Origin of the sequence: Nocardioides houyundeii (assembly GCF_002865585.1) — a bacterium.
Lineage (GTDB): Bacteria > Actinomycetota > Actinomycetes > Propionibacteriales > Nocardioidaceae > Nocardioides > Nocardioides houyundeii.
The window spans coordinates 510,542-535,760 of record NZ_CP025581.1 but is presented as its reverse complement, the minus strand read 5'-3'; the positions used below and the strand labels follow the sequence as shown (position 1 = coordinate 535,760).

The following is a 25,219-nucleotide window of genomic DNA, read 5'->3' as shown; positions in this document are numbered from 1 at the left end:
GCCACACCACCCCCGTGGCCGATCACAGCAGAAAGAGGGACCCACATGCCCACCCCCGGCACCAGCGCGGACCTCACCCCCCTCGACTCCGCCGTCGACGTCTTCGACCTCGGCCGCGAGCACGAGCAGGTGGTCTTCGCCTCGGACCCCGCGAGCGGCCTCAAGGCCGTCATCGCCCTCCACTCCACCGCGCTCGGCCCGGGACTGGGTGGGACCCGGTTCTACCCCTACGCCTCGACGGCCGACGCGGTGCGCGACGTGCTCGCCCTGTCCCGCGGGATGTCGTACAAGAACGCGCTGGCCGGGCTGGACCACGGGGGCGGCAAGGCCGTCATCATCGGCGACCCGCGCCGGGACAAGTCCGAGGCGCTGCTGCGTGCCTACGGGCGCTTCGTGCAGTCCCTGCACGGGCGCTACCTCACCGCCTGCGACGTGGGGACCACCTCGGTGGACATGGACCTGATCGCGCGGGAGTGCGACTTCGTCACCGGCCGCACCGTCGCCCACGGCGGCGCCGGCGACTCCTCGGTGCTCACCGCGTACGGCGTCTTCCAGGGCATGCGGGCCAGCGCCGAGCACCTGTGGGGCAGCACGTCGCTGGAGGGCCGCACCGTCGGCATCGCCGGGGTCGGCAAGGTGGGCCGCCACCTGGTCGGGCACCTGATCGACGACGGCGCGCGCGTGGTGGCCACCGACGTGCACGCCCCCGCGGTGGACCGGGTCCGCACCGAGCACCCCGGGGTCACCGTGGTGGCCACCACCGAGGAGCTGGTCGCCTCCGACCTCGACGTCTACGCCCCCTGCGCGATGGGAGGGGCGCTGGACGACGACGTGGTCGAGGTCCTGAAGGCCCGGATCGTGTGCGGGGCGGCGAACAACCAGCTGGCCCACCCCGGGGTCGAGAAGGCGCTCGAGGAGCGAGGCATCCTCTACGCCCCCGACTACTGCGTGAACTCCGGCGGGGTCATCCAGGTGGCCGACGAGCTCGAGGGCTTCTCCTTCGAGCGTGCGCACCAGCGCGCCGCCGGCATCTTCGACACCACCCGGTCGGTCCTCGAGCTCGCCCGCACCGAGGGTGTCCCCGCCGCCCTTGCCGCAGACCGACTGGCCGAGCGTCGCATGAGTGACGTCGGTCGGTTGCACGGGATCTGGCTGGGGTGAGGGCCACCGAGTGTCCGGGTGGCCCTACCCCGGTTCAGTCGCGGCGGGGCTCTGAGTAGTCAGACCACTCGTCGAGATCACTCGACGACTCGTCTGGCTGGGTACTGCTTCGTTCCGGTTGGCCATGCAGCTCTTGTGCCAGCGCCCCGAAGTCCGTCTCGTGAGTCCGGTACTTCAGGTCGCGAGCGACCTTGGTCTGCTTCGCCTTAGCTCGGCCGCGCCCCATAAGGTCCGACCCCCTCGCACGCTTGGCCGGGGCTCTTGGCGCGTGCGCCGTGGCTCCCGGTCTCTGATCTGACTTCTCGTGGGGGCAACGCTACCCGGTCCCCGGCTGTTCCCCCACACCGGAGTCGCAGTTTCCCCACAGTTGTGTGCGAAATTCGCTGCCAGCGCAAAAGCGGCGGCTCACCAACCGGGATGCTGGCCGCGCAACCGCACGCGTCCGGCGTCCTCGGACGCGTCGGCGGCCCTGACCTCACCGGCCACCCAGGCGCGTACGCCGTACCCCGCGAGCAGGGCGATGGCGGCGTCCACGTCCTCGGGCGCGGTGAGCGAGACCATGCCGACACCGCAGTTCAGCGTCGCCTCCAGGTCCGGCTGCGGGACGTCCCCGACCTGGCGCACCAGGTCGAAGATCGGCTGCGGCGTCCAGCTCGCCCGGTCGATTCCGACGGTCAGCTCCTCGGGCAGCACCCGCTCCAGGTTGGCCGCCAGCCCACCGCCGGTGACGTGGGACATCGCGTGCGTCTGGGTGCTGCGAGCCAGGTCCAGGCAGGCCTTGGTGTAGATGCGGGTCGGCACCAGCAGCTCCTCCCCCAGCGCGCGGCCCAGCTCGGGCACGTCGCGGTCCAGCGCCCAGCCGGCGGTGTTGAGCAGCACGTGCCGCACCAGCGAGTAGCCGTTGGAGTGCAGTCCCGAGGCCTCCATCGCGATCACCACGTCGCCGGGGCGGACCCGGCCGGGACCGAGCAGCTGGTCGGCCTCGACCACCCCGGTGGTCGCCCCCGCGACGTCGTACTCGTCAGGGTGCAGCAGGCCGGGGTGCTCGGCGGTCTCCCCGCCCACCAGGGCGCAGCCGGCCTCCACGCACGCCTCGGCGATGCCCTTCACGATCGCCGCGATCCGCTCGGGGACGACCCGGCCGCAGGCGATGTAGTCGGTCATGAACAGCGGCTCGGCACCGCAGACCACCAGGTCGTCCACGACCATGCCGACCAGGTCGTAGCCGATCGTGTCGTGCACGTCCATCGCCTGGGCGATCGCCACCTTGGTGCCGACGCCGTCGGTGGAGGTGGCCAGCAACGGCCGCTTGTAGGACAGCAGGGCGCTGGCGTCGAAGAGGCCGGCGAAGCCGCCGAGGCCGCCGATCATCTCCGGGCGCCGGGCCTTCTCGACCCAGGCCTTCATCAGGTCGATGGCCCGGTCGGCGGCCTCGATGGAGACACCCGCCTCGGCGTAGGCGTTGCCAGTGTGTTCGGTCACGAGTGCTCCCGGTGCGTCATCGGTACGTCGGCAGGGTGGTGTCGGTGTCGCCGAGGTGGCGCTGGTCAGGGACGACCGAGGGCGTCGACCGCCCCGGCGCTGGTGAGGGAGACGCTGAGCCCGTCCACGTCGCCCGGGCCCGCGGTCTCGAACGACCCGCAGGCCGCTCCCCCGTCGGCTCCGCCGTCCACCAGGCCCTGGCTGGCCAGCACCGGATCGGGCAGCGGGATCGGGTACTCCCCGTCGAAGCAGGCGCGGCACAGGTTCTGCCGCGGCACCGTGGTCGCCTCGACGAGCTCGTCGATGTCGATGTAGCCGAGCGAGTCGGCGTCGATGGAGCGGCGGATCTCCTCGATCGAGAGGCCGTTGGCGACCAGCTCGGCCCGGGTGGCGAAGTCGATGCCGTAGAAGCACGGCCACTTCACCGGCGGTGAGGAGATGCGCACGTGGATCTCCCGGGCGCCCGCCTCGCGCAGCATCCGGATGAGCGCCCGCTGGGTGTTGCCGCGCACGATGGAGTCGTCGACCACCACCAGCCGCTTGCCCTCGATCACGTCGCGCAGCGGGTTGAGCTTGAGCCGGATGCCGAGCTGGCGGATGGTCTGGGAGGGCTGGATGAACGTCCGCCCGACGTAGGAGTTCTTGACCAGGCCCACGCCGTACGGGATGCCCGACTCCTCGGCGTACCCGATGGCGGCGGGGGTGCCGGACTCCGGCACGGGCATCACCAGGTCGGCGTCGGCAGGAAACTCGCGCGCCAGCCGGCGGCCGATCTCGACCCGCACGCTGTGCACCCGCTGGTCGTTCATCAACGTGTCGGGACGGGCCAGGTAGACGAACTCGAACAGGCAGTGCTTGGGCGCGGCGTCGGCGAAGCGGCGGGTGCGCAGCCCGCTCTCGTCGACCGCGATCAGCTCGCCCGGCTCCACCTCCCGGATGAAGGAAGCCCCCACGATGTCCAGCGCGGCGGTCTCCGAGGCGACGACCCAGCCGCGCTCGAGGCGACCCAGCACCAGCGGCCGGACGCCCTGGGGGTCGCGGGCGGCGTACAGGGTGTGCTCGTCCATCCACACGAAGGAGAAGGCGCCCTTGACCTGCGGGAGCAGCTCGACGGCGCGCTCCTCGACCGTGGTCTCGGGGTGGTGCGCGAGCAGCGCGGTGACCACGCTGGTGTCGTTGGTGGAGACCGGGACCCGCACGTCGAGGAGCCCCTCGAGCTCGCTGGCCTCGACCATCTTGGCGAGCTCGGCGGTGTTGGTCAGGTTGCCGTTGTGGGCCAGCGCGATGGAGCCGCTCTCGGTGGGGTGGAACGTCGGCTGGGCGTTGTGCCAGGTGCTCGCCCCGGTGGTGGAATACCTGGCGTGGCCGATGGCGAGGTGCCCCTTGAGGGAACCGAGCGTCGACTCGTCGAAGACCTGTGAGACCAGTCCCATGTCCTTGTAGACCAGGATCTGGCGGCCGTTGCTGACCGCGATCCCGGCCGACTCCTGACCACGGTGCTGCAGGGCGTAGATCCCGTAGTAGGTGAGCTTGGCGACGTCCTCGCCGGGGGCCCACACGCCGAAGACGCCGCAGGCGTCCTGGGGTCCTTGGTCATGAGGGTCGAGGGCAGCAGTGAGACGGCCGTCGCCGCCCTTGCGCGAGATGCTGGACTGGGCCACCCGGCAAGTGTACGGCGCCGGGGAGCGGGGTACCGGCTGCAGTGCCGGACTCGGACGGCAGTGGCGTGCGGCACTCGGCGGGGGCAATGAGAGCGATTCCCCGGTCTGGGTGGGTGGCCCCGCCTACGATGAGCCGTCAACAGCGCAAGCGAGACTCGGGCGCAACCACGGGGGGAACGACCCAGGATGACAGAGCCGCACACCGAGGCTGTGTTCGTCGACACTTTGAACAACATCGCATCGGGCGTCACCGACCTGGTGGGATTCGAGGTGGCGGCGATCAGCGTGGCGCGCGACGACGACCGCTCCCTGGAGATGATCGCCGTCGCCGGCAGCGACGAGTGCCGCGAGCAGCTCCTGGGCCACCGCACCCCCGTGGCCGAGATCGAGCGCGAGATCTCCACCGCCGAGCACTGGGGCGACCTGCGTTTCGTGCCGCACGAGCGGATGGACCTGGACATCGACCGGCTGGGCTGGGTGCCCGACCTCGAGCCGACCGACGACCCCGAGATGTGGCACCCGCTGGACCTGCTGCTCGCCCCGATCTACGACGACGAGGGCCGGCTGCGCGGCCTGCTCAGCGTCGACGTCCCGCTGGACCGCCGACGCCCCAACCCCCAGAAGCGTCAGGACCTGCAGCGCTTCGTCCAGCAGACCCGGCGGGCCATCCTCGCCGCCCTCGAGCGATCCGAGCTGGCCGAGCAGGTGCGGTTGGCCGACGCGGCCCGGATGATCGTGCGCGAGGTCAGCTCCGAGCTGTCCATGGACCGCATCATCGAGGTCTGCCAGGAGGCGCTGACCGTCGGCTTCAACGCCATCGGCATGTGGATCCAGACCTTCGACGAGGACGGCGAGGGCAGCGGCGCGATCTACAACTCCGCCGGGGCCGAGATCGCCCTGCCCGAGGACCTGCGGATCATCGCCCGCAACTCCGCCCGGATGCTGTGGCGCGCCCAGGACGTCACCGTGCTCAACGACACGATCCCCGAGCTCGGGGTGATGACGGTCGACCAGGAGCAGGAGATCACCAGCTTCATGAAGACCATCGACGTCACCTCGATGCTGTTCGTGCCGCTGGGCGCCGGACCGGAGTGCCTGGGCAACCTGGTGCTCACCCGCCGGGGCGGCAACCTCGACTGGAGCCCCATCGAGAAGCAGGCCGCGATGGACATCGGCCACGACCTCGGCCGGGCGCTGATCAACGCGCGCACCTTCGAGCGCGAGCGACGTCTGGTCGACGAGCTGCGCGAGCTCGACGGCTACAAGAGCCGGCTCATCGCCACCATCTCCCACGAGCTCAAGAACCCGCTGACCTCGATCCTGGGACACGTCGAGATGCTCGAGTCGGTGCCCGACCTGACCGGCTCGGTGCGCAACTCCATCTCCTCGATGGAGCGGGGCGCGGTCCGGATGCAGCGGCTCATCGACGACCTCCTGGTCCTGGCCCGGGTCGGCGACCCGCACATCGAGTTCAAGCCCGTCCCCGTCGACCTCTCCGCGGTGATCGCCGAGGTGCTGGACCTGCTGCGCGTCACCCTGGAGCGCAAGGAGCTCAAGGTCATCGTGGAGGCGCCCCAGGGGCCGCTGTTCGTGCTGGGCGAGGAGTCCGGTCTGGACCGGGTCTGCGCCAACCTGATCAGCAACGCCGCCAAGTACACCCCCGACGGCGGCACCGTGACCATCTCGCTGGAGACCCGCGCCAAGGACGTCGAGCTGCGGGTCTCCGACACCGGGCTCGGCATCTCCGAGGGCGACCAGGCCCAGCTCTTCCAGGAGTTCTTCCGCTCCACCAACCCCGCCGCCGTGGCCCTCCCCGGCACCGGGCTGGGACTGACCATCGTGCAGCGGATCGTGGAACGGCACCGGGGCCGCATCTCCTTCGGCTCGACGCTCGGAGTGGGCACCACCTTCACCGTCAGCCTGCCGCGCGCCGACTGACGCGGGCTCGCGATCGTCGTACGGCGGGGGTTAGCGGGGCTTCCCTCGGGTTCGAGGGGCATGCACGCCCCCCTAAGCGCAGGGATCCCCGCTCAGGCGGGTGAACCAGCACCACCGACCAAGGTTCGAGGGGCTTCCCTCGGGTTCGAGGGGCATGCATGCCCCCCTAAGCGCAGGGATCCCCGCTCAGGCGGGTGAACCAGCACCACCGACCAAGGTTCGAGGGGCTTCCCTCGGGTTCGAGGGGCATGCATGCCCCCTAAGCGCAGGGATCCCCGCTCAGGCGGGTGAACCAGCAGCCCCCGCGAGGCGGGCGAGCATCAGCGCCTCCGCCAGCACCACCCGCTCGAACTCCGCCAGGTGCAGGCCCTCGTTGGCGCCGTGGGCGCGGGTGTCGGGGTCCTCGACCCCGGTGACCAGCACGCTGGCCTCGGGGAAGGTGTTGAGGAACTCGGCGATGAAGGGGATCGAGCCGCCGACGCCCATGTCGACCGGGGCGGTGCCGTCCCAGGCCTCGGTGAACGCCTCGCGGGCCGCGTCGTACGCCGGTCCGGTGGCGTCGATCTGGGTGGCCTCCCCGGTGTCGACGACCGTGAAGGTCAGCTCGGCGCCCCACGGGACGTGCTGCTCGACGTGGCGGCGCAGGCACTCGACGGCGTTGGCGGTGGTGTCGCCCGGGGCGATCCGCATGCTGATCCGGGCGCGGGCGGCGGGGACCAGGGTGTTGCTGGCGCCCTCCACGGCGGGGGCGTCCAGGCCGGTGATGCTCAGAGCGGGCTTGGTCCACAGCCGCTCGACGGCGGAGCCGGTGCCGAGCCACTCGATGCCGGGCACCGCGCCGGACTCGGCACGGAGCCGCTCCTCGGGGTAGTCCACGTCGGCAGCGGGACCGGAGTGCAGTCCGGCGACCGCGACGTCGCCGGCGTCATCGTGCAGGCTCGCGATCACCCGGGACAGGGCGATGAGCGAGTCGGGCGCCAGCCCACCCCACATGCCGGAGTGCACGGCGTGGGTCAGGGTGCGCACCTCGATGTCGGCCCGGACCAGGCCCCGCAGGCTGGTGGTCAGGGCGGGGACGCCGATGTCCCAGTTGCCGGAGTCGGCGATCACGATGACGTCGGCGGCGAGCTCGTCGGCGTGCTGGTGCAGCAGCGGCACCAGGGTCTCCGAGCCGACCTCCTCCTCGCCCTCGATGAAGATGACGACGTTGACGGGCAGGTCGTCGCCGAAGATCCGCAACGCGGCCAGGTGGGCCACGATGCCGGCCTTGTCGTCGGCGGCGCCGCGGCCGTAGAGCCGGCCGTCGCGCTCGGTCGGCTCCCACGGCGGGGAGTCCCAGTCGGCGTGGTCGTTCTCGGGCTGCACGTCGTGGTGGGCGTACAGGAGCACCGTCGGGGCACCCGTGGGGCCGGCCTTGTGGGCCAGCACGGCAGGGGGGCCGCCGGCGACGCGGGTGATGCGCGCGAAGCAGCCGGCGTCGGCGAACAGGGCCTTGACGGCTTCGGCGCTGCGCTCCACCTCGGAGGCCCGGGCGGGGTCGGCGCTCACGGACTGGATGCGGACGAGGTCCTCGAGGTCGCGGCGGATCCCGGGCAGGACCTCGGCCACCTTGGCACGCAGCTCAGCACTCATGCTCCGACTTTAGACGACGCTCACAGCACCTGGAGCAGCTCGGTGACCCGCTCGCTCTCGGCGAACCCCAGCCCGGCGTAGAGGCGGGCGGAGTCCTGGTCCGCGTCGGCCACGATCACCAGCCCGCTGACCCCGGGCTGGGCCAGCCCGTGCTCGCCGAGCCGGTGCACCAGCGTGCCCGCGAGCCCCTGGCGGCGTACGTCGGGACGGGTCTCCACCGACTGGTAGCGGGCGAGGCCGTCCTCGAGGGTGAACAGCGCCGCCGTGGACACCAGCCGGCCGTCGAGGAACGCGCCCCAGCGCTGGCCGAGCCCCTGGGCCTCCAGGGCCCGCTCGGCGGTGACCCGGCCGCGGGTGAAGGCCTCGTGCGAGGCGCTGCCCTCGTGGACCGCCAGGGCCAGGGCGACCCGCTGCTCCCAGTCGTCGTCGGAGGCGAACGGGCGCAGCTCGGCGTCGGCGTTGGGCCGGGGCGGCGGCACCAGCGCGGTCGCGGTCATGGCCACGGTGTCCGAGGCGGTCATCCCGGCCGCCACGAACTCGCCCGCGTCGACCGAGCCGGTGAGGTCGAAGGTGATGGCCCGGTGCCGCGAGGTGGGGAACTCCGCGTCGCAGGCGGCCATCACCTCGCGCGCACCACCGGGGAAGGGGAGCGCCCGGAGCGCCAGGAAGTTGCCCCAGTAGTACGTCGGGTTGTCCGGGGTCCGCACCACGAGGTGGGTGCCGTAGTCCTCGACGGTGCTCCCGGACCGGGTCAGCAGGCTCAGGTCGGTGCGCAGGGCGAGCGAGGTCACGGGGGTCATGCCCTCAATCCTGACGCAGCGGCAGGTAGGGGCTGAGGTCGGCCCGCTGCCCGCTGGCACGGACCACGCCGCGGGACTCGGCCTCGCTCCAGCTGAGCTCGCCGGTGGCCAGCGCCACCCAGGTCGCGCCGTCCATCTCCACCACCGCGGGCGGGGTGCCCCGGGTGTGGCGCACCCCGGGGATCACCTGCGCGGCGGCGTACGGCGGGACGCGGACCTCCACCGAGGCCCCAGGCGCCTGCTCCGAGAGCACGGCGAGGAAGTGCTTGGTGAGGAGCTTGAGCTCGGGAGCCGACCGGTCGGGGTGCGACAGCGCCTCGGCGACGGCGGCGGGGTCGGCGCGACGCAGGCGGGCACTCATGGCCGTCACAGTAGTCGCCGGTCGCGGCGCTCAGCCGGCCAGTCGCTGGTCGTCGTCGTCGTCGGAGGCGTCGGAGAAGCGCTTCAGGTAGGCCGCGACGAAGGGCGCGCTGGCCAGCACGATCAGCAGTCGCAGCACCTGCGCGGCGGCCACGAAGGTGACGTCGCTGCCGGTCGCGGCGGCGGTCCCCATCACCGCGTAGATCCCCCGGGCGTGGTGGCCAGGTAGGCCTCCAGCGGGGTCTGGTCGGTGGCCAGGGTCAGCACCGCGGCGAGGCCCGCGCAGGCGAGGAGGGTCAGCGCGATGGTCAGCAGGGCGGTGGGCACCATCGCCCCGATGGCGCGCAGGCTGGCCACGGTGAACTTGAGGCCGACCTGGATCCCGATGCACAGGTAGCCCACCGCCACCACGACCGGCGGCACCTCGGCACCGGACCACCAAGGCACGAGCGCGAGCAGCGCCGCGACCAGCAGCGGACCCAGGATCGCCCCGAGGGCAGCCGCAGCCAGGTGCCGGCGAGCAGCCCCAGGCCGATCGCCGCGGCGGCGTAGGAGAAGTCGCGCAGCAGGGTGTGGCCGGTGACCGCCTCCAGGGCCGTGGTGGCGCCGGAGTCCTCGCCACCGAAGACGAGGAACACCACCACGGGCATCGTCACCAGCACCACCAGCAGGCGCAGGTACTGCAGGACGGCGACCACCCGGGCGTCGGCACCGAGCTCCTCGGCCAGCGCGGTGAGGCCCGCGGCGCCGCCGGCGATGGAGGAGAAGGTCGCGGTGGCCCGGCTCACCCGGTGCCGCACGAGCAGCTGGCCGGCGAGGACGCTCACGGCCAGGGAGAAGCAGGAGACCGCGACCACCAGCACCCAGCTCGGCCCCAGGGCCACCAGGCTCCGCCAGTCCACCGCCGCGCCCACCACCGCGCCCACCACGGCCTGCCCGCCGGTGAACCAGCGCCCCGGCAGCGCCAGCGGCCGCGCCGGCCGGGCCAGGGCGTAGACCAGCGCTCCGACCAGCCCGCCGAAGAGGAACGGGGTCGGCAGGCGCACCAGCCAGAACGCCGCGCAGGCCGCGGCGACCGCCACCGCCAGCAGGCTCCAGCGCCGTACGACGGCCATCACGGGAGCATCACAGCAGGGGTCACGGCAGCAGTCACGGCAGGCAGGGCCACGAGGAGGGCGACACGGGTCATGGCGCACAACGTAGACCCTGTGTCCCGGACCGCAAAATGCCCTCTGACCTGCGGTTTTGCTGATTTCTGTCCCCCTGTCCCGACGTTTGTAACAGGCGCGAGAAGTCTCGTCGGGGCCTTGTAAACAGCCTGTGAACCCCGGCTGTCCGAGCCGATTCGCTGCCTAGTCTCGGCCTCCCGACCGGCCCCCCAGGGCTGGCACCGAGACCCTCGAGGACGTGTCCGACGCATGACCACGACTCCCACCGCCGCCGTCCGGCCGGACGACGCACCGGCCCGTACGACGTACCGCCTGGCGATCGCCCAGCCCCGGCGGATCGCCGGCGAGGACGGCAGCCCGAACGTCGACCACGCGGTCGGGCTGGTCGCGCAGGCCGCCGCCGAGGACGCCGACCTAGTGCTCTTCCCGGAGTTCAGCCCCGGCCCGGTCCGCGCCGGTGACGCCTTCTACGACGCCGGTCCCGCGATGGCCCAGGCCGCGAAGGACGGCGGGCTGAACGTGGTGTGGAGCCGCACCGAGGAGTGCCCGGACGGGCTCTTCCGGCTCGTGGTCTACGTCGTGGGCCGGACCGGGGAGACGGTGCTGCGCTACGAGCGCACCCACCCCGCCACCATCCCGGCGACCGAGGACGGCTTCATCACCTCGCCGGGCGAGGTGTTCGGCCTCTTCGAGGTCGACGGGCTGCGCCTGGGCATCGTGGTCTGCTCGGAGATGTGGACCCCCGAGGTCGCCCGGATCGTGGCGCTGCGCGGCGCCGAGGTGATCCTCTCCCCCGCCGGCGGCGGCTTCACCAGCCTGACCCGCAACTGGCAGGTGATCAACCAGGCTCGGGCGATCGAGAACGTCTGCTACGTCGCGCTCACCAACAACCTCTGGGGCGAGGAGCAGGGCGCGGCGATGATCACCGGTCCCGAGCACCCCCTGGTGCACGCCGGCCGCCGCGAGCTGGTCTGCGCCGACCTGGACCTGGCGCGGCTGCGCTGGCTCCGCGACAACGACGACTCGATGGTCGAGCCCAAGACCTTCGACTCCATCCCCGGGCTGCTGCGGGCCCGTCGCCCCGAGCTGTACGCCGAGCTGGCCGCCCCCCAGGCCGACGCCTACGACTACGCCAACGGCGGGCCCGCGTGAGCGCCGCCCCCGGGGAGCGCGTCACCCTGCTGCGCGGCGCCTGGGTGATGGCGCCCGAGCCGGTGCGCGACGGCGCGGTCGCGATCCGCGGCAACGAGATCGTGGCGGTCGGCCGCTGGACCGACCTGCGAGCCGCCCACCCCGACGCCGACGTGCGGGGCTCCGCCCACGACCTGGTGCTGCCGGGCTTCGTCAACACCCACGGCCACTTCTCCGAGGGGCTGCTCACCGGGATCGCCAGCCACTTCACCCTCTTCGAGTGGCTGCACGCGCTGATCGAGCAGGTCAAGCCGCACACCGACGCCCGGGTCGCCCGGCTCGGCACCCTGGTCGCGGGGATCCAGATGCTGCGCAGCGGCATCACCACCGCCAACGACATGTTCGTCACCGACCCGCGTCCCGAGGGCCCGGTCACCCCCGCGGTGGTGCACGCCCTGGACCAGCTCGGGCTGCGCGGCGTCGTCTCCTTCGGGGCCGGCGACCGCGGCGGGCGCGACATCGCGGCCCAGTTCGCCGAGCACGAGGCCCTGCGGGAGGCCGCGGCCGCCAGCCGGCTCGCCACCTTCCGAGTGGGCATCGGCGCCGTGCCGGGGCAGAGCGAGGAGATGTTCGCCCGCAGCATCGGCTACGCCATCGACGGTGGTCACGGCGTCCACGTCCACCTGCAGGAGGTGCGCGAGGAGGTCACCGCGATGCGGACCGCCCACGGCCGCACCACCGTCGAGCACTGTGCCCACGAAGGACTCTTCGCCGCACCGACCCTGGCCGCGCACTGCGTCTGGGTGGACCGCGACGACCGCGCCCTGATGGCCGAGCACCGGGTCGGCGTGGCCCACAACCCGCTGGCCAACGGGATCCTGGCGAGCGGGATCGCCCCGGTGGCCGAGATGCGCCAGCTCGGCATCGACGTCGGCTTCGGCGTCGACGGAGCCGCCTCCAACGACGCCCAGGACTTCCTCCAGGCCATCAAGACCGGGGCGATGCTGGCCCGGGTCCGCGACCAGCAGGCCACCGCCATGACCGCCCGGGAGGCGTTCGAGATCGCCACCATCGGCGGCGCCCGCGCGCTGCGGATGGAGGACCGGATCGGCTCCCTGGAGGTGGGCAAGCTCGCCGACGTGGTGGTCCTCGACGGCACCGGCCCCACCCTGGCCTCGGTGCACGACCCCTACCAGGCGGTGGTGTTCGTCGCCGGGTCCCGGGAGGTCAAGGAGGTCTGGGTCGACGGCCGGCTCAGCGTCGCCGACTTCGAGGTGGTGAACGTGGACCCGCTGGAGGTGGCGCGGGAGTCCCGACCGGTGACGGCCGAGCTAGTGGCCCGCGCCGGGTTGGGCCACCTCTCCGCACTGGCCGAGCAGCCGCGCCCGGGGACGGACCCCCACGTCTCCGCGCGCGCCGAGGCAGGAGTCTCGTGAGCGCCCCGCTGGTCACCGGCTTCGAGCTGGCCCCGACCGTGGACGACCTGCACCGGGTGCTGCTCGACCGGGTGCTGGCCGGCGCCTACCCGGCCGGCTCCAAGCTGCCGTCGTGCCGGGCGCTGGCCGAGGAGCTCGGCTCCAACTCCTCCACCGTGGACCGCGCGATCGGCCGGCTCGCCGCCGGCGGCCGGGTGCGCACGGTGCCGCGCCGCGGCACCTTCGTGCTGGAGCAGACCGAGGCCCCGGTCGACGCCGCGCAGGTGGTCACCGGGCACCTGGAGGAGCTGCTGCAGCGTGCCCGCCGCCTCGGGGTGTCCGCCGCCGAGCTGCGCCAGCTGGTGGAGCGCAGCCTGGACCGCGTCGACGCGATGCCGCGGATCGCGGTGGTGGAGTGCAACGAGCGGGACCTGCGCAAGGTCACCGCGGCGGTGCAGCAGGCCAGCGACGTCGAGGTGCAGCCGGTGCTGCTCTGCGAGATCGGCGACCGGGTGCTCGACGAGGAGTTCGACGCCGTCGCGGTCCCGATCTTCCACCTCAACGACGTCGCCGGGGCGATCCGCGACCTCGACCGGGTGCTCGACCTCAACCTGGTGGCCGCGCCCTCGGCGCTCCGCCGGCTGATCGCCCTGCGGGACCTGGACCGGCTGGTCGTGGTGGCCCCGCACCCCCGCGGCGTGGACTGGATGAAGTCGCTGGTCGGGCAGTACTTCCCCGGCCAGATCGACGGTCTCGCCACCGACGTCGAGGATCCGGCCCTGCTGGTCGGCGAGCCGGTGGTGGTGGTCAACAACGCCGCCGGGATCCCCGCCGAGGTCGAGCAGGGCATCGCCCAGCTGATCTCCATCGAGTGGGAGCTCGACGCCCGCTTCGCCGCCGAGCTGCAGGGCCGCATCGACGGCACCATCGACCGGAAGAAGGCACGCCCATGAGGCTCACCCTCGGACTCTCCGACACCGCCCGCACCCGGCCCCTGGCCGCCGGACGCGTCGCCATCCCCGGCGTCGAGGCCGACATCACCCTGATGGGCGTCCAGAAGCTGTTCAACCACCAGCTCGCCCAGCACACCTTCGACGTCGCCGAGTTCCCGCTGGCCACCTACCTGCGCAGCCTGGAACGGCCCGACCGGCCCTACCTCGCCATCCCGGTCTTCCCCTCCCGGCACTTCCGGCTCTCCTCGCTCTTCGCCAGCGAGAAGAGCGACGTGCAGACGCCTGCGGACCTGGCCGGCCGACGGATCGGCATCTCGGTCTTCGACATGGCCGCGGGCGTGTGGCTGCGCGGCATCCTGCACGACCACTTCGGGCTGGACCGGCACGCGCCGACGTACGTCATCGGCGGGCTGGAGGGTCCGCGCAGCGGCGACGAGCACCCGCAGTTCTACCCGCCCGGCTTCCGCTTCGAGCACCGCACCGACGCCGGGCTGGCCGAGCTCCTGGCAGCCGGCGAGATCGACGCGCTGATGACCGCCCGCGCGCCCTCCACCTGGCCCGACGGCGGCGTACGCCGGCTGCTCCCCGACGCACGCCAGGCGGAGCGCGACTACTACCGCAGCACCGGGATCTTCCCGGCCATGCACGTGCTGGTCGTCAAGCGAGCCCTGGCCGAGCAGCACCCCGAGCTGCCGTGGGCGTTGCACCAGGCGTTCACGCAGTCCATCGATCTGGCCCGGTCCGACCTGGCCGACGCGGCCGCGCTCGACACCCTGCTGCCCTGGCAGCTCGACGACCTGATGGACGCCGAGCGGCTGCTGGGTGCGGACTTCTGGGCCAGCGGGCTCCGCGCCAACTCCCCGATGCTCGCCCGCGCCATCGACTACTGCCTGGCCGACGGGCTGATCACCACCCCCTTCACCCCGAGGACCTCTTCCGGGGTCCCGGCGACCACCGCGTGCTGACGAGCTGAGGAGCCGCAGATGACCATCACCTCCCCTACCCCGGACCTCACCGGCACCCGGTTGCGCACCGGCGCCGACTACCTCGCCGCCCTCTCGGATGGCCGCGACGTGCGAGTCGACGGCGAGCAGGTCACCGACGTCGCCGGCCACCCCGCCTTCCGCGGCGTCGCGGAGACCATGGCCGCGATGTACGACGCCGCAGGCGCGCCCGGGTCACCCCTGGTCGACCCGGAGACCGGGCGGCTGGCGCTGTTCACCGTCCCGCGCACCCGCGCCCAGCACGACCTGCGCAAGGTCGCGCTGGAGGAGTGGAACCGGATGTCGCACGGCTTCATCGGCCGCGGCCCCGACCACGTCTCCGGCCTGCTGGCCGGCTTCGCCGGCAACCCGGGCGTCTTCGACACCGACGAGCACCAGCTCGGCGCGACGGTGGTCGCCTTCCACGACTACGCCGCCGCGGGCGGGCTGTGGATCACCAACTCGATCGTCCCGCCGCAGGCCAACCCCAACGACCCGACCAGCCGGGTCACCCCGGTGCACCTGGTGGAGAAGACGTCCGAGGGGATCGTGGTCTCGGGCGCGCAGATGCTCGGCACCGGCGCCGCGGTGGCCGACGAGATCTTCGTGACCAGCGTCCGCCCGCTGGCGCCGACCGAGCCGGAGAAGGCGCTCTCCTTCGTGGTGCCGGTCAATGCCCCGGGCCTGCGCCTGATCTGTCGCCGGCCCTACGCCACCAGCGGGTCGCGGTTCGACTACCCGCTGAGCAACCGGCTCGACGAGTCCGACGCCATGGTCGCCTTCGACCGGGTGCTGGTGCCCTGGGACCGGGTGTTCGCCGCCGGCAGCGTCGAGGTGGTCAACCGCCAGTTCTTCGGCACCGCCGCCCACCAGATCGGCAACCTGCAGTCGATCATCCGGCTCACCGCCAAGCTCCGCTTCCTGACCGGGGTGGCCGCCAAGGTCGCCCGGGCCAACGGCCGCGACTCTGACCTGGCCATCAAGATGCAGCTCGCCGACCTGGCGACCATCCAGACGGTCTCGGAGTCGCTGACCGAGTCCGCGCACGCGTTCGCCACCGCCGACGACCAGGGCGTCATCCGGCCGGCCGGGAAGTACCTCTACGCCGCGCTCGGCATGCAGACCGAGGTCTACCCCCGGGCGGTGCGGATGCTCGGTGAGCTGGTGGGCGGCGGGGTGATCCAGGTGCCCAGCTCGGTGCTGGACCTCGACGACCCCGAGTCGATCGCCTCGATGGACCTGCTGATGGGCTCGGACCACCTGCCGATGGTGGAGCGCGTCAAGCTGTTCAAGCTGGCCTGGGACCTGGTCGGCTCGGAGTTCGCGGGCCGGCACGTGCAGTACGAGCGGTTCTACTCCGGCGCCGCCCCGGTGGTGAAGATGTACGCCCACCGGCACTACCCGTTCGCGGAGGCGGAGGCGCTGGTGGAGGAGTTCCTCGGCTCCTACGACGCGACCCAGCGATGAGCCTGCCCCCGAGGATGCTGGCCCCCGACGGCGAGCTGGTGGTGGGCCCCACGGGTGCCGGCCCGCTGGACGGGGTCACCGTCGCGGTCAAGGACCTCTTCGACGTTGCCGGGCGGGTGACCGCCGCCGGCAACCCCACGCTGGCCGCCGGCGTCCCGGCGAGCAGCCACGCCGGGGCCGTCGCCCGGCTGCTCCGGGCCGGCGCCACGGTGGTGGGCAAGACCGCCACCGACGAGCTGGCCATGGGCATGTTCGGCGCCAACACCCACTACGGCACCCCGCCCAACCCGGCCGCACCGGACCGGGTGCCGGGCGGCTCCTCGAGCGGGTCGGCGAGCGCGGTGGCGGCCGGGCTGGCCGACCTCGGTCTCGGCACCGACACCGGCGGCTCGATCCGGGTGCCGGGCGCCTTCTGCGGACTCGTCGGCCTGCGTCCCACCCACGGCCGCATCGACACCGCCGGACTGCGTCCGATGGCCCCGCGCTTCGACACCGTCGGGCTGCTGGCACGCGAGGTGGCCACCGTGGGTGCGGCCTTCGGCGCGCTCGCCGCCGCCCCCCGTGCGCCCCGCGGCGTACGGCGGCTGGTGCTGCTCACCGACCTGCTCGACCTGGCTGCCCCGGAGGTGGCGACCGCCACCATGCGCACCGCGGTCCGGCTGGCCGAGGCGACCGGGCTGCAGCTGGTGGGGCTGCCGCTGCTGGACGACCCGCTGCCCGAGGGGATGCGCGCCCCGGAGCTGCTCTCGGTCTTCTGGCCCCTGATGAGCCGGCAGCTGTGGCACACCAACGGCGCCTGGCTGCGCGAGGCCGACCCCACGCTCGGCGAGGGCATCGCAGACCGGATCCGGGTGGCCGGGACGGTCACCGACGCCGAGGTGCGGGCCGCGGAGTCCGGCCGCGCCCGGCTGGTCCAGCGCCTGGAGTCCCTGCTCCTGGAGGAGGTGGCGGTGCTGCCCACCACGATCGCGGCGGCGCCGCTGCGCACCAGCAGCCACGCGTCGCTGATGGACTACCGGGACCGCAACCTGCCGCTGGTGGTGCCCGCCTCGTTGGCCGGCGCCCCGCAGCTGACGCTGCCCGCGGGCCGGGTGACCGACTACGGGACCGGCACCTCGGCCCCCGTGGGCGTCTCGTTGCTGGGGCTGCCCGGGGACGACGAGCTGCTGCTCGACCTGGCGGCGGCGGTGCCGTCATGAGCCCGGCCGAGCGCCGGGCGCCGGCGCCGTTCGCGCTCTCCGGCGATGGTCCGCGGCTCATCCCGCTCGCCGGCGCGTCGGTGCTGGTCAACGTGGTGCTCAACCTCGAGCACTGGACGCTGGACCGGCCGATGCCCCGGGCCGCGCTGCCGGCACCGCACGGCCTGACGGTGGTCCCGGACGTGGCCAACCACTCGTGGGTGCTCTACGGGCTGCGGGCCGGGCTCCCCCGGCTCGCCGAGGCCCTGGCGCCGCTGGGCCGGGCGGTCACCGTGGCGCTCAACGCCGACGTGATCGACCACTACCCGCAGGTCGCCGACCTGGTCGCCGACCTGGGGTGGGAGGTGGTCGCGCACGGGGTGCGGCAGCAGAGCATCCAGTCCTACGACGACGAGGCGGCCGTGGTCGCCGAGGCCGTGTCCCGGATCGCCGACCGGTTCGGCGCGCCCCGGGGGTGGCTGAGCCCGGGGATGAACCAGAGCGACGACTCGCTCGCGCACCTGGCGCGGGCCGGGCTGGTCTTCAACCACGACTGGATGATCGACGACCGGCCCCTCTGGCTGGCCAGCGCCGCCGGACCGGTCCTGGGACTGCCCTACACGCTGACCCTCAACGACGTCACCACCTACCAGGTGGGTCTCCAGGCCGACGGCGCTCTGGCCGACCGCACCCTGCGCACCCTGGTCCGGCACCGCCGCGAGGCGAGCGACAACCCGCTGGTGATGCCGGTCGGGCTGCACCCCCACATCATGGGCACCGCGCACCGGATCGGCGAGGTGGAGCAGATCGTCGCCGCGATCTGCGCCGCCGCGGCCGAGGGCGACGTGCGGGCGGTCACCTCCGGGGAGATCCACGACTGGTACGCCGCCCAGGTCCCGGCGCCGGCCCACGGAGCCGCGTCGTGATCTTCCGCGGCTCCCGGCCACCCGCGCCTCCGGTCCCGCGGCCGTGGACCGGCAACGCCCGCGACCACCTCACCGAGGCGTCGCGGCTGCTCGCCGAGCGCGAGCCCTGGCTGCGCGCCTTCACCCACGTCGAGCCGCCGGTGCTGGAGGCCGCCATCCACCCCGGAGCCGGGCCGCTGGCCGGGATGCCGATCGCGGTCAAGGAGATCATCGACGTCGCCGGGATGCCGGTCGGTCTCGGGTCCTCGCTGTTCGCCGACCGGGTGCCGACCGGCGACGCCGAGGCGGTGGCCCGGCTGAGGGCTGCCGGGGCCCGGGTGCTGGGCATCACCACCAGCACCCCGTTCGCCTGCGGCACCACCACGGTGACCGCCAACCCGCAGCGCCGCTCGCACACCCCCGGCGGCAGCTCGGCGGGCTCCGCCGCCGCCGTGGGCGCCGGGATCGTGCCGGTGGCGCTGGCCAGCCAGAGCCAGGCCTCCACCCTGCGCCCGGCGTCGTACTGCGGGGTGTGGGGCTTCAAGCCCACCCACCTGCGCCTGCCCCGCGGCGGGATGCACCTGCTCGCCGACACCCTCGACGACCTCGGGGTGATCGCCGCGTCGCTCGGGGACCTCGAGCGGGTGCTGCCGGTGCTGGCCGACTGGCGACCGACCGGGGCGCCCCAGGGGCTGCGGATCGGGCGGCTGCACCTCGACGACGGCGGCCTCACCCACCCGGCGACCGTCGCCGGGGTGGACCGGCTGGTGCGCAGCCTGGACGGGGTGGCCGGGATCGACCTGGTGGACCAGGACCCGCTGCGCGCCTTCGACCAGGCGGTCCGGGGGTCGGGGCGGAGCTGCTTCGACATCTTCGCCGCCGAGAGCGCCCCCACCCTGGCTGGCTACGTCGCTGCCGGGGAGCGCGACCCGCGGCTCGGCGAGATGGTCTCGCACGCGGCCGGGATCGGCGCCTCCGGTCTGGCCCAGGCCCTCGCGGTCCGCTCCCGGCTGCAGCGCCAGTACGCCGACCTGGCCGAGCACGTCGACCTGATGATCGCCCCGGCGACGACCGCCCCGGCGCCGCCGGGGCTGGCCAGCACCGGCTGCCGCCGGATGCCGGCCACCTCGTCCCTGCTCGGGGTGCCCGCCCTCTCCGCGCCGTGGCTGAGCGTGGAGGACCTGCCGCAGGGCGTCCAGCTGCTCGGCTTCGCCGGCCGCGACGAGGAGCTGCTCGCCGCAGCCCGGCTCCTGCACGACACGCTCACCGCCCAGTCCCCCACCCGATCCGCCCGTCAGCACCTCCAGGAGTCACGATGAACCTGCCCGAGCTCGAGACCCAGGTCGCCCGCCAGCTGGAGCTGACGGCCTACCCGCGCCCGGAGTGGGTCCGCGCGCGCCGCCACCAGGGGGAGCCGGTGGTGGACGTGCTGATCGTGGGCGGCGGGCAGGCCGGGCTCACGCTGGCGTTCGCCCTCAAGCGCCGCGCGATCACCAACACCCGCATCCTCGAGGCCGCGCCCGCGGGCAGCGAAGGTCCCTGGACGACGTACGCGGCGATGCACACGCTGCGCACTCCCAAGACGCTGACCGGTCCGGACCAGGGGCTGCCGGCGCTGACCCCGGAGGCCTGGTACCGCGCGGCGCACGGCGACGCGGCCTGGGAGGCGCTGACCCACATCCCCAAGGAGCACTGGCAGGACTACCTGGGCTGGTTCCGCGCGGTGACCGCGCCGGACGTGCGCAACGGCGTCGAAGTGCACGCGATCGAGCCGGCCGGCGACGGCGTCCTGGAGGTCCGGCACACCGGCGGTACGACGTACGCCCGGCGGGTGGTGCTGGCCACCGGCCTGGCCGGCAACGGCCAGTGGGGCGTGCCCCGGCTGATCAGCGACCACCTCCCGTCCGAGCGCTACATCCACACCGGTGCCCGGACCGACTTCTCCCGGTTCGCCGGCCAGCGGGTCGGGGTGCTCGGCGGCGGCGCGTCGGCGTTCGACTACGCCGCCTCCGCGCTGGAGCACGGGGCCGCCTCGGTGGACCTGTTCTACCGCCGGCACGAGGTGCCGCGGGTCAACCCGTTCCGGTGGATGGAGTTCTACGCCTTCGGCGCCCACTTCCCCGACCTCCCCGACGAGGACAAGTGGAAGTTCACCGTGCAGTTCCAGCGGATCAACCAGCCGCCGCCGCAGCAGACCTGGTACCGCTGCACCAGCCACGACACCTTCGCCTGGCACACCGGCGCCGACTGGAAGGGCGTGCGGCTGGACGGCCCCGGACCAGACGCGGACATCGTCGTGGACTCAGGCGCCGGCCAGTTCCGCTTCGACGCGCTGATCAGCGGCATCGGCCCCACCGTCGACCTCGCCTCCCGGCCCGAGCTGTCCGCGCTGGCGCCGCACGCGGCCCGGTGGTCGGACCGGTTCACCCCGCCCGCGGACTGGGAGGACCCCGCCCTGCTCGGCTACCCCTACCTGGACGGCGACTTCGGCTTCACCGAGGCCCGGCCGGGCACCGCACCGTGGCTGTCCCGGGTGCACGACTTCACCTACGGGGCCCGGCTCTCGATGGGGCTCAACGGCAACATGAACTCCGGGCTCGGCGCCGGGGGCCGCCGACTCGCCGAGGCGCTGTCGCGGTCGCTGTTCCTCGAGGACCGGGCGCAGTTCTTCGACGCCTACCAGGCCTTCGACGTCCCCGAGCTCGTCGACCTGGGGCGGCCGTGACGGTCCTCGGCCGGGACCTGGTCGGCTACGGCCGGGACCGGCCCGACCCGCGGTGGCCCGGCGGCGCCCGGCTGGCGCTCAACATCGCGGTCAACATCGAGGAGGGCGCGGAGGACTCGGTGCCCGACGGGGCGAGCCGCAGCGAGTCGCCGCTGACCGACGCCGGCGCCGCGGGGGCCGACGTACCGGGGCGGGACCTGGCCGCGGAGTCGATGATGGCCTACGGCAGCCGCGTCGGGTTCTGGCGCGTGCTGCGGCTGCTCACCGAGCGCGGCCTCCCGGCGACGGCCTCGGCGTGCGCGGTGGCGCTGGAGCGCAACCCGCAGATCGCCGCCGCGGCCCGGGAGGCCGGCTGGGACCTGCTCGGCCACGGGCACCGCTTCACCAAGCACTACCTGCTCACCGAGGACGCCGAGCGCGCCGAGCTGGCGGCGGCCACCGCGTCGTTCCGCACGACCTGGGGGGCAGCGCCGACCGGCTGGTACTGCCGCTACGGGCCCTCGCTGCAGACCCGGCGCCTGCTGCTGGAGCACGGCGGGTTCAGCTACGACTCCGACGCCTACGACGACGAGCTGCCCTACTGGACCCAGGTGTCGGGTCGCGACCACCTGGTGGTCCCGCACACCTTCTCCAACAACGACAACAAGTACGCCAAGGGGTGGTGGGCCACCAGCGACGACGCCTTCACCTACCTGCGCGACGCCTTCGACGTGCTGTACGCCGAGGGCGGGGCGATGATGGTCGTCTCGGTCCATCCCCGACTCACCGGCCACCCGGCCCGGGCCGCGGGGCTGGCCCGGTTCCTGGACCACGTCGCTACGCACCCCGACGTCTGGGTGACGACCCGCTCCGCGATCGCCGAGCACTGGGCCGCGACCCACCCCGCGCCGACCCGCACCGGGACAGCCTCATGAGGCGGCTGGTGATCTCCGGCGGGCTGGTGCTGACCGGTCCCCGGTGGCGACCCGAACCCCTGGACCTGCTGGTCGTCGACGGACGCATCGCGTCGGTCTCGGCGCCGGGCTCGTTCGCCGAGGTCGACGCCGAGCGGCACGACGCCACCGGCGCGTTGGTGATCCCCGGGCTGGTCAACGGCCACACCCACTCCCACGCCCGGCACGCCCGCGGGGTGAACCGCGACTGGACGCTGGAGACCTCGCTGCTGCACGGCCCCTGGCTCGCCGCCGGGCTGGACGGGGAACGCGGCCTGGAGCTGGCCGAGCTCTCGGCCACGCTGACCGCCGTCGAGCTGCTCCGCTCGGGCTGCACCGGGGCGTTCGACCTGGTCGCCCAGGCCGGGCTGCCCGACTTCGAGCGCCTCTCCGCGGTGGCCGGCGGCTACCACGGCGCCGGGATGCGGGCGGTGATCGCGCCGATGGTCGCCGACCGCTCCGTGCACGCGGCGGTCCCGGCGATCGGCGGATGCTGCCCGCCACCGCCGGCCGGCCCGTCGACGGACCTGGTGCTGGCCGCCTGCCGGGACTGGGCGACGTACGCACCGGCGCTGCCGGGGATCAGCCCGGCGCTGGCGCCCACCATCGCGGCGCACTGCACCCCCGAGCTGATCACCGGGCTGCACGCGCTGGCCCGGGAGCAGGGGCTGCGGCTGCACACCCACCTCGCGGAGTCGCTGCCGCAGGCGGCCAGCGGCGAGGACCGGTTCGGCCGCTCGATCACCGCCGAGCTCGGCGACCTCGGCGTGCTCGACCACCACCTCACCGTGGCCCACGCGATCTGGGTGGACGCCGCGGACCTGGCGCTGCTGGCCGAGGCCGGGGCGGTGGCGGTCACCGTGCCGGGCTCGAACCTGCGCCTGGGCTCCGGGGTCGCCGACACCCGGGCGATGCTGGACGCCGGGATCCGGCTGGCCGTCGGCACCGACGGTGCCAACTCCTCCGACGCCTACGACCAGCTCGACGCGGCCCGGCTGGCGGCGCTGCTCTCCCGGGTCGGCTCGCGCTCGCCCGGCGGGTGGCTGAGCGTCGAGGAGACGCTGAGCGCCGCGACCGAGGGCGGCGCCGCCGCGTGCGGCTGGACCGAGACCGGTCGCCTGGCGCCCGACCACGCCGCCGACCTGGCGCTGCTCGACCTGGGGTCCTCGGCGTTCCGTCCCGCGAACGACGTACCCAACCAGCTGCTGACGGCCGCCCGCGCCGCCGACGTCACCGACGTCTTCGTGGCCGGCCGGCGGGTGATCGCGGACCGGGCGGCTGTGCGGGTCGACGTGGCGGCAGCCGAGAGCCGGTTCTCCGAGCTGGTCGCCGAGCTCCACGAGCGCCACGCGCCCGCCCGGCGTCGAGGGGTGGACGAGGCGGCCGCCTCGGCGGCGGCGCTGGCGGCACTGCGAGCGCGGCCCCGTGGCGACGCCCGGCTGCTGCCCGCCACGTCCCCGCTCGCCGACCCGACCCCTGGCCCGACCCCTGGAGAGAACCGGAGGCCCAGCCCATGACCACCACCGACGTCGCCGTCGAGGACGACCTCACGCTCGACCCGGGCGAGCTGCGTCGCGCCATCGCCCGCATCCCCGCCCCCGTGACGCTGGTGACCGCTTTCTGGGAGGGCCGGCCCGTGGGCTTCACGGCCAGCAGCTTCGTCAACATCTCCACCGAGCCGCCGCTGGTCGGGGTCTTCGTCGGCGAGACCACCCGCTCCTACGGCGTCTTCGCGCAGGTCGAGCGGGTGGCGATCAACGTGCTCGCCGACGACCAGGCCAAGGTCGCCGGGATCTTCGCCGGCAAGTCCGACGACAAGTTCACCCACGTCACGCTCGACCCCGAGCACCCCGACGTACCGGTGGTGACCGAGGCGATGACCACCATGCTCGGCCGGGTGGTGCAGCGCCCGGTCCTGGGCGACCACCTGATGCTGGTGCTCCAGGTCGACCGGCTGGTACGCCGCCTGCACGCGCCGTTGGTCTATCAGGACCGCAAGTTCCGCACCCTGACGGATCTCCCGGGGTGAGGCAGCGGGCTGCACGGTCGAAGGGGGCAGAGGCCGCGGCGTCGGCCCTCCCGGTCCTGTCTCCGTGAGCCGCCCGCTGTGACGCCCCGGTAAACCCCTCGTGTCAATCGTTCGACTCTCTTGCGGCAAGCGGGGAACTGTCTAACTCTTGTCAAAGACAGCAGACAGAGCGGCACGCCGGGGTGTCGCTCTACTGCTCACCGGGGCCGATCGACGGTCCCCCGATCCCGTGAAGAGGGCACCCCATGAGACGACCGCACCTCCACCCCCGGCTGGGCCTGATGCTGCTGGCCCTCGTCCTGCCCGCGACTCTCGCCGCCTGCGGCGAAGGGACCGGGGCCACCGGGGCCACCGGCGACAGCGACCGCACCGTCGGCGTGGCCTACGACCTCGGCGGCCGGGGAGACGGCGGCTTCAACGACCTGGCGTACGCCGGTGCCACACAGGCGGCGGAGTCGATGGACGCGAAGGTGATGGAGTCGTCAGCGCGTGCCGAGGACACTGACGCCGATCGCACCGCGCGGCTGAAGCTGATGGCGGAAGGCGGGGCCAATCCGGTCGTGGCCGTGGGGTATCTCTACGCCCCGTCGGTGGCGGAGGTCGCGGAGCAGTTCCCCGAGACGTGGTTCGCGATCGTGGACGACGACACGATCACCGCGGACAACGTCGTCTCACTCACCTTCGCCGCGAACGAGGGTTCGTTCCTCGTCGGGGTCGCAGCTGCTCTCCAGAGCGAGACAGGACAGGTGGGCTTCATCGGGGGTGTCAACACACCTTTGATCAACGAGTTCGAAGCCGGCTTCGCGGCTGGCGTCGAGGCGGCCGACAACGGAGTCGAGCTCGACACGGCCTACCTGACCCAGCCGCCGGACTTCAACGGATTCAACGACCCGCAGCGTGGCGCAGAGGCCGCCGCTGGCATGTACGACAGCGGGGTCGACATCATCTTCGCCGCAGCCGGCGGCTCGGGCCAAGGTGTCTTCGAGACCGCCGCCAAGGTCGGGGCCAAGGCCATCGGTGTCGACAACGACCAGTACGAGACCGCGGAACCTCCGCTCAACGAGGTCATCATCACCTCGATGCTCAAGCGGGTCGACGTGGGCGTCGAGCAGTTCATCTCCTCCGTGGAGGACGGCACCGTCACCAGTGGAACCACCAAGCTCAACCTGTCCAGCGAGGGCGTCGGCTACGCGACCTCGGGCGACTTCCTGAGCCCGGAGACGATCAAGGCCGTCGACGCCTTCGCGGAGAAGATCAAGTCCGGCGAGCTCGCCGTACCACGGTCCGTGGATCAGTGA

At 73.2% G+C, this 25,219-nt stretch carries 21 protein-coding genes and 1 pseudogene; 15 read left to right on the top strand and 7 right to left on the bottom strand.

Annotated elements, in window-relative coordinates; translation table 11 throughout:
- The first annotated feature begins 45 nt into the window (after nt 1-45).
- Nucleotides 46-1,161, top strand: coding sequence for a Glu/Leu/Phe/Val family dehydrogenase (locus tag C0R66_RS02580; RefSeq protein WP_101523383.1), 1,116 nt, complete (start codon nt 46-48; stop codon nt 1,159-1,161).
- A gap of 34 nt (nt 1,162-1,195) precedes the next feature.
- Here the strand turns inward: C0R66_RS02580 and C0R66_RS02575 are convergent, their stop codons facing one another.
- The 3 genes from C0R66_RS02575 to purF all read right to left on the bottom strand — a co-directional run bounded on the left by C0R66_RS02575 (nt 1,196) and on the right by purF (nt 4,304).
- Entirely contained in the window at nt 1,196-1,387 is a 192-nt protein-coding gene (locus C0R66_RS02575) for a DUF3073 domain-containing protein (protein WP_101523382.1), read from the bottom strand.
- Nucleotides 1,388-1,566: 179 nt separating this feature from the next.
- The gene (purM, locus tag C0R66_RS02570) at nt 1,567-2,643 is read right to left on the bottom strand and encodes a phosphoribosylformylglycinamidine cyclo-ligase (RefSeq protein WP_101523381.1); all 1,077 of its coding nucleotides are present in this window, start codon (nt 2,641-2,643) and stop codon (nt 1,567-1,569) included.
- Nucleotides 2,644-2,708: 65 nt separating this feature from the next.
- On the bottom strand, nt 2,709-4,304 hold the full coding sequence (gene purF / locus C0R66_RS02565) for an amidophosphoribosyltransferase (protein WP_240311790.1): 1,596 nt from the start codon (nt 4,302-4,304) through the stop codon (nt 2,709-2,711).
- 186 nt (nt 4,305-4,490) lie between these two features.
- Here purF and C0R66_RS02560 point away from each other — a divergent pair, with 186 nt between their 5' ends.
- A complete protein-coding gene (locus tag C0R66_RS02560) occupies nt 4,491-6,242 on the top strand; it encodes a sensor histidine kinase (protein WP_101523380.1) in 1,752 nt (583 codons plus the stop codon).
- 279 nt (nt 6,243-6,521) lie between these two features.
- Here C0R66_RS02560 and C0R66_RS02555 read toward each other — a convergent pair whose 3' ends face one another.
- The 4 genes and pseudogenes from C0R66_RS02555 to C0R66_RS02540 all read right to left on the bottom strand — a co-directional run bounded on the left by C0R66_RS02555 (nt 6,522) and on the right by C0R66_RS02540 (nt 10,149).
- Complete coding sequence (locus C0R66_RS02555) at nt 6,522-7,874, bottom strand: dipeptidase (protein WP_101523379.1); 1,353 nt, start codon at nt 7,872-7,874, stop codon at nt 6,522-6,524.
- Nucleotides 7,875-7,894: 20 nt separating this feature from the next.
- Nucleotides 7,895-8,674, bottom strand: coding sequence for a GNAT family N-acetyltransferase (locus C0R66_RS02550; protein ID WP_101523378.1), 780 nt, complete (start codon nt 8,672-8,674; stop codon nt 7,895-7,897).
- 4 nt (nt 8,675-8,678) lie between these two features.
- Nucleotides 8,679-9,035 carry a sterol carrier family protein gene (locus C0R66_RS02545; RefSeq protein WP_101523377.1) on the bottom strand — a complete coding sequence of 119 codons (357 nt, stop codon included), beginning with the start codon at nt 9,033-9,035 and terminating at the stop codon, nt 8,679-8,681.
- Nucleotides 9,036-9,065: 30 nt separating this feature from the next.
- Nucleotides 9,066-10,149, bottom strand: a pseudogene (locus C0R66_RS02540) (AbrB family transcriptional regulator).
- A gap of 303 nt (nt 10,150-10,452) precedes the next feature.
- Here C0R66_RS02540 and C0R66_RS02535 point away from each other — a divergent pair.
- The 13 genes from C0R66_RS02535 (at nt 10,453) to C0R66_RS02475 (ending at nt 25,219) form a co-directional block, all read left to right on the top strand.
- Entirely contained in the window at nt 10,453-11,355 is a 903-nt protein-coding gene (locus C0R66_RS02535; RefSeq protein ID WP_101523376.1) for a carbon-nitrogen hydrolase family protein, read from the top strand.
- Nucleotides 11,352-12,770: an amidohydrolase family protein gene (locus C0R66_RS02530; protein WP_241901544.1), complete on the top strand. Its 1,419-nt coding sequence runs from the start codon at nt 11,352-11,354 to the stop codon at nt 12,768-12,770. Before C0R66_RS02535 ends, C0R66_RS02530 begins: the two co-directional genes overlap by 4 nt.
- Entirely contained in the window at nt 12,767-13,702 is a 936-nt protein-coding gene (locus tag C0R66_RS02525; RefSeq protein ID WP_101523375.1) for a GntR family transcriptional regulator, read from the top strand. Before C0R66_RS02530 ends, C0R66_RS02525 begins: the two co-directional genes overlap by 4 nt.
- Nucleotides 13,699-14,667: a substrate-binding domain-containing protein gene (locus C0R66_RS02520; protein ID WP_101523374.1), complete on the top strand. Its 969-nt coding sequence runs from the start codon at nt 13,699-13,701 to the stop codon at nt 14,665-14,667. Before C0R66_RS02525 ends, C0R66_RS02520 begins: the two co-directional genes overlap by 4 nt.
- A gap of 18 nt (nt 14,668-14,685) precedes the next feature.
- Nucleotides 14,686-16,152, top strand: a complete 1,467-nt coding sequence (locus C0R66_RS02515; RefSeq protein WP_101523373.1) for a 4-hydroxyphenylacetate 3-hydroxylase family protein — start codon at nt 14,686-14,688, stop codon at nt 16,150-16,152.
- Nucleotides 16,149-17,351 carry an amidase family protein gene (locus C0R66_RS02510; RefSeq protein WP_101523372.1) on the top strand — a complete coding sequence of 401 codons (1,203 nt, stop codon included), beginning with the start codon at nt 16,149-16,151 and terminating at the stop codon, nt 17,349-17,351. The genes C0R66_RS02515 and C0R66_RS02510 overlap by 4 nt, the downstream gene beginning before the upstream one ends.
- Nucleotides 17,348-18,256, top strand: a complete 909-nt coding sequence (locus C0R66_RS02505) for a polysaccharide deacetylase family protein (RefSeq protein WP_101523371.1) — start codon at nt 17,348-17,350, stop codon at nt 18,254-18,256. The genes C0R66_RS02510 and C0R66_RS02505 overlap by 4 nt, the downstream gene beginning before the upstream one ends.
- On the top strand, nt 18,253-19,554 hold the full coding sequence (locus C0R66_RS02500) for an amidase family protein (RefSeq protein WP_101523370.1): 1,302 nt from the start codon (nt 18,253-18,255) through the stop codon (nt 19,552-19,554). Before C0R66_RS02505 ends, C0R66_RS02500 begins: the two co-directional genes overlap by 4 nt.
- Nucleotides 19,551-20,960, top strand: coding sequence for an NAD(P)-binding domain-containing protein (locus C0R66_RS02495; protein ID WP_101523369.1), 1,410 nt, complete (start codon nt 19,551-19,553; stop codon nt 20,958-20,960). Before C0R66_RS02500 ends, C0R66_RS02495 begins: the two co-directional genes overlap by 4 nt.
- Nucleotides 20,957-21,874, top strand: coding sequence for a polysaccharide deacetylase family protein (locus C0R66_RS02490; protein ID WP_101523368.1), 918 nt, complete (start codon nt 20,957-20,959; stop codon nt 21,872-21,874). The genes C0R66_RS02495 and C0R66_RS02490 overlap by 4 nt, the downstream gene beginning before the upstream one ends.
- On the top strand, nt 21,871-23,409 hold the full coding sequence (locus C0R66_RS02485) for an amidohydrolase family protein (protein ID WP_101523367.1): 1,539 nt from the start codon (nt 21,871-21,873) through the stop codon (nt 23,407-23,409). Before C0R66_RS02490 ends, C0R66_RS02485 begins: the two co-directional genes overlap by 4 nt.
- Nucleotides 23,406-23,921: a flavin reductase family protein gene (locus tag C0R66_RS02480; protein ID WP_101523366.1), complete on the top strand. Its 516-nt coding sequence runs from the start codon at nt 23,406-23,408 to the stop codon at nt 23,919-23,921. Before C0R66_RS02485 ends, C0R66_RS02480 begins: the two co-directional genes overlap by 4 nt.
- A 245-nt stretch (nt 23,922-24,166) precedes the next feature.
- Nucleotides 24,167-25,219, top strand: a complete 1,053-nt coding sequence (locus C0R66_RS02475) for a BMP family lipoprotein (protein ID WP_240311788.1) — start codon at nt 24,167-24,169, stop codon at nt 25,217-25,219.

Excerpts from the sequence above, each read along its gene's own strand:
- C0R66_RS02545 (WP_101523377.1), bottom strand. The coding sequence starts at position 9,035 with ATGAGTGCCCGCCTGCGTCGCGCCGACCCCGCCGCCGTCGCCGAGGCG.
- C0R66_RS02575 (WP_101523382.1), bottom strand. The coding sequence starts at position 1,387 with ATGGGGCGCGGCCGAGCTAAGGCGAAGCAGACCAAGGTCGCTCGCGAC.
- C0R66_RS02550 (WP_101523378.1), bottom strand. The coding sequence starts at position 8,674 with ATGACCCCCGTGACCTCGCTCGCCCTGCGCACCGACCTGAGCCTGCTG.
- C0R66_RS02510 (WP_101523372.1), top strand. The coding sequence starts at position 16,149 with ATGAGCCTGCCCCCGAGGATGCTGGCCCCCGACGGCGAGCTGGTGGTG.
- C0R66_RS02495 (WP_101523369.1), top strand. The coding sequence starts at position 19,551 with ATGAACCTGCCCGAGCTCGAGACCCAGGTCGCCCGCCAGCTGGAGCTG.
- C0R66_RS02555 (WP_101523379.1), bottom strand. The coding sequence starts at position 7,874 with ATGAGTGCTGAGCTGCGTGCCAAGGTGGCCGAGGTCCTGCCCGGGATC.
- C0R66_RS02505 (WP_101523371.1), top strand. The coding sequence starts at position 17,348 with ATGAGCCCGGCCGAGCGCCGGGCGCCGGCGCCGTTCGCGCTCTCCGGC.
- C0R66_RS02560 (WP_101523380.1), top strand. The coding sequence starts at position 4,491 with ATGACAGAGCCGCACACCGAGGCTGTGTTCGTCGACACTTTGAACAAC.
- C0R66_RS02480 (WP_101523366.1), top strand. The coding sequence starts at position 23,406 with ATGACCACCACCGACGTCGCCGTCGAGGACGACCTCACGCTCGACCCG.
- C0R66_RS02475 (WP_240311788.1), top strand. The coding sequence starts at position 24,167 with ATGAGACGACCGCACCTCCACCCCCGGCTGGGCCTGATGCTGCTGGCC.
- C0R66_RS02520 (WP_101523374.1), top strand. The coding sequence starts at position 13,699 with ATGAGGCTCACCCTCGGACTCTCCGACACCGCCCGCACCCGGCCCCTG.
- C0R66_RS02485 (WP_101523367.1), top strand. The coding sequence starts at position 21,871 with ATGAGGCGGCTGGTGATCTCCGGCGGGCTGGTGCTGACCGGTCCCCGG.
- C0R66_RS02580 (WP_101523383.1), top strand. The coding sequence starts at position 46 with ATGCCCACCCCCGGCACCAGCGCGGACCTCACCCCCCTCGACTCCGCC.
- C0R66_RS02515 (WP_101523373.1), top strand. The coding sequence starts at position 14,686 with ATGACCATCACCTCCCCTACCCCGGACCTCACCGGCACCCGGTTGCGC.
- C0R66_RS02535 (WP_101523376.1), top strand. The coding sequence starts at position 10,453 with ATGACCACGACTCCCACCGCCGCCGTCCGGCCGGACGACGCACCGGCC.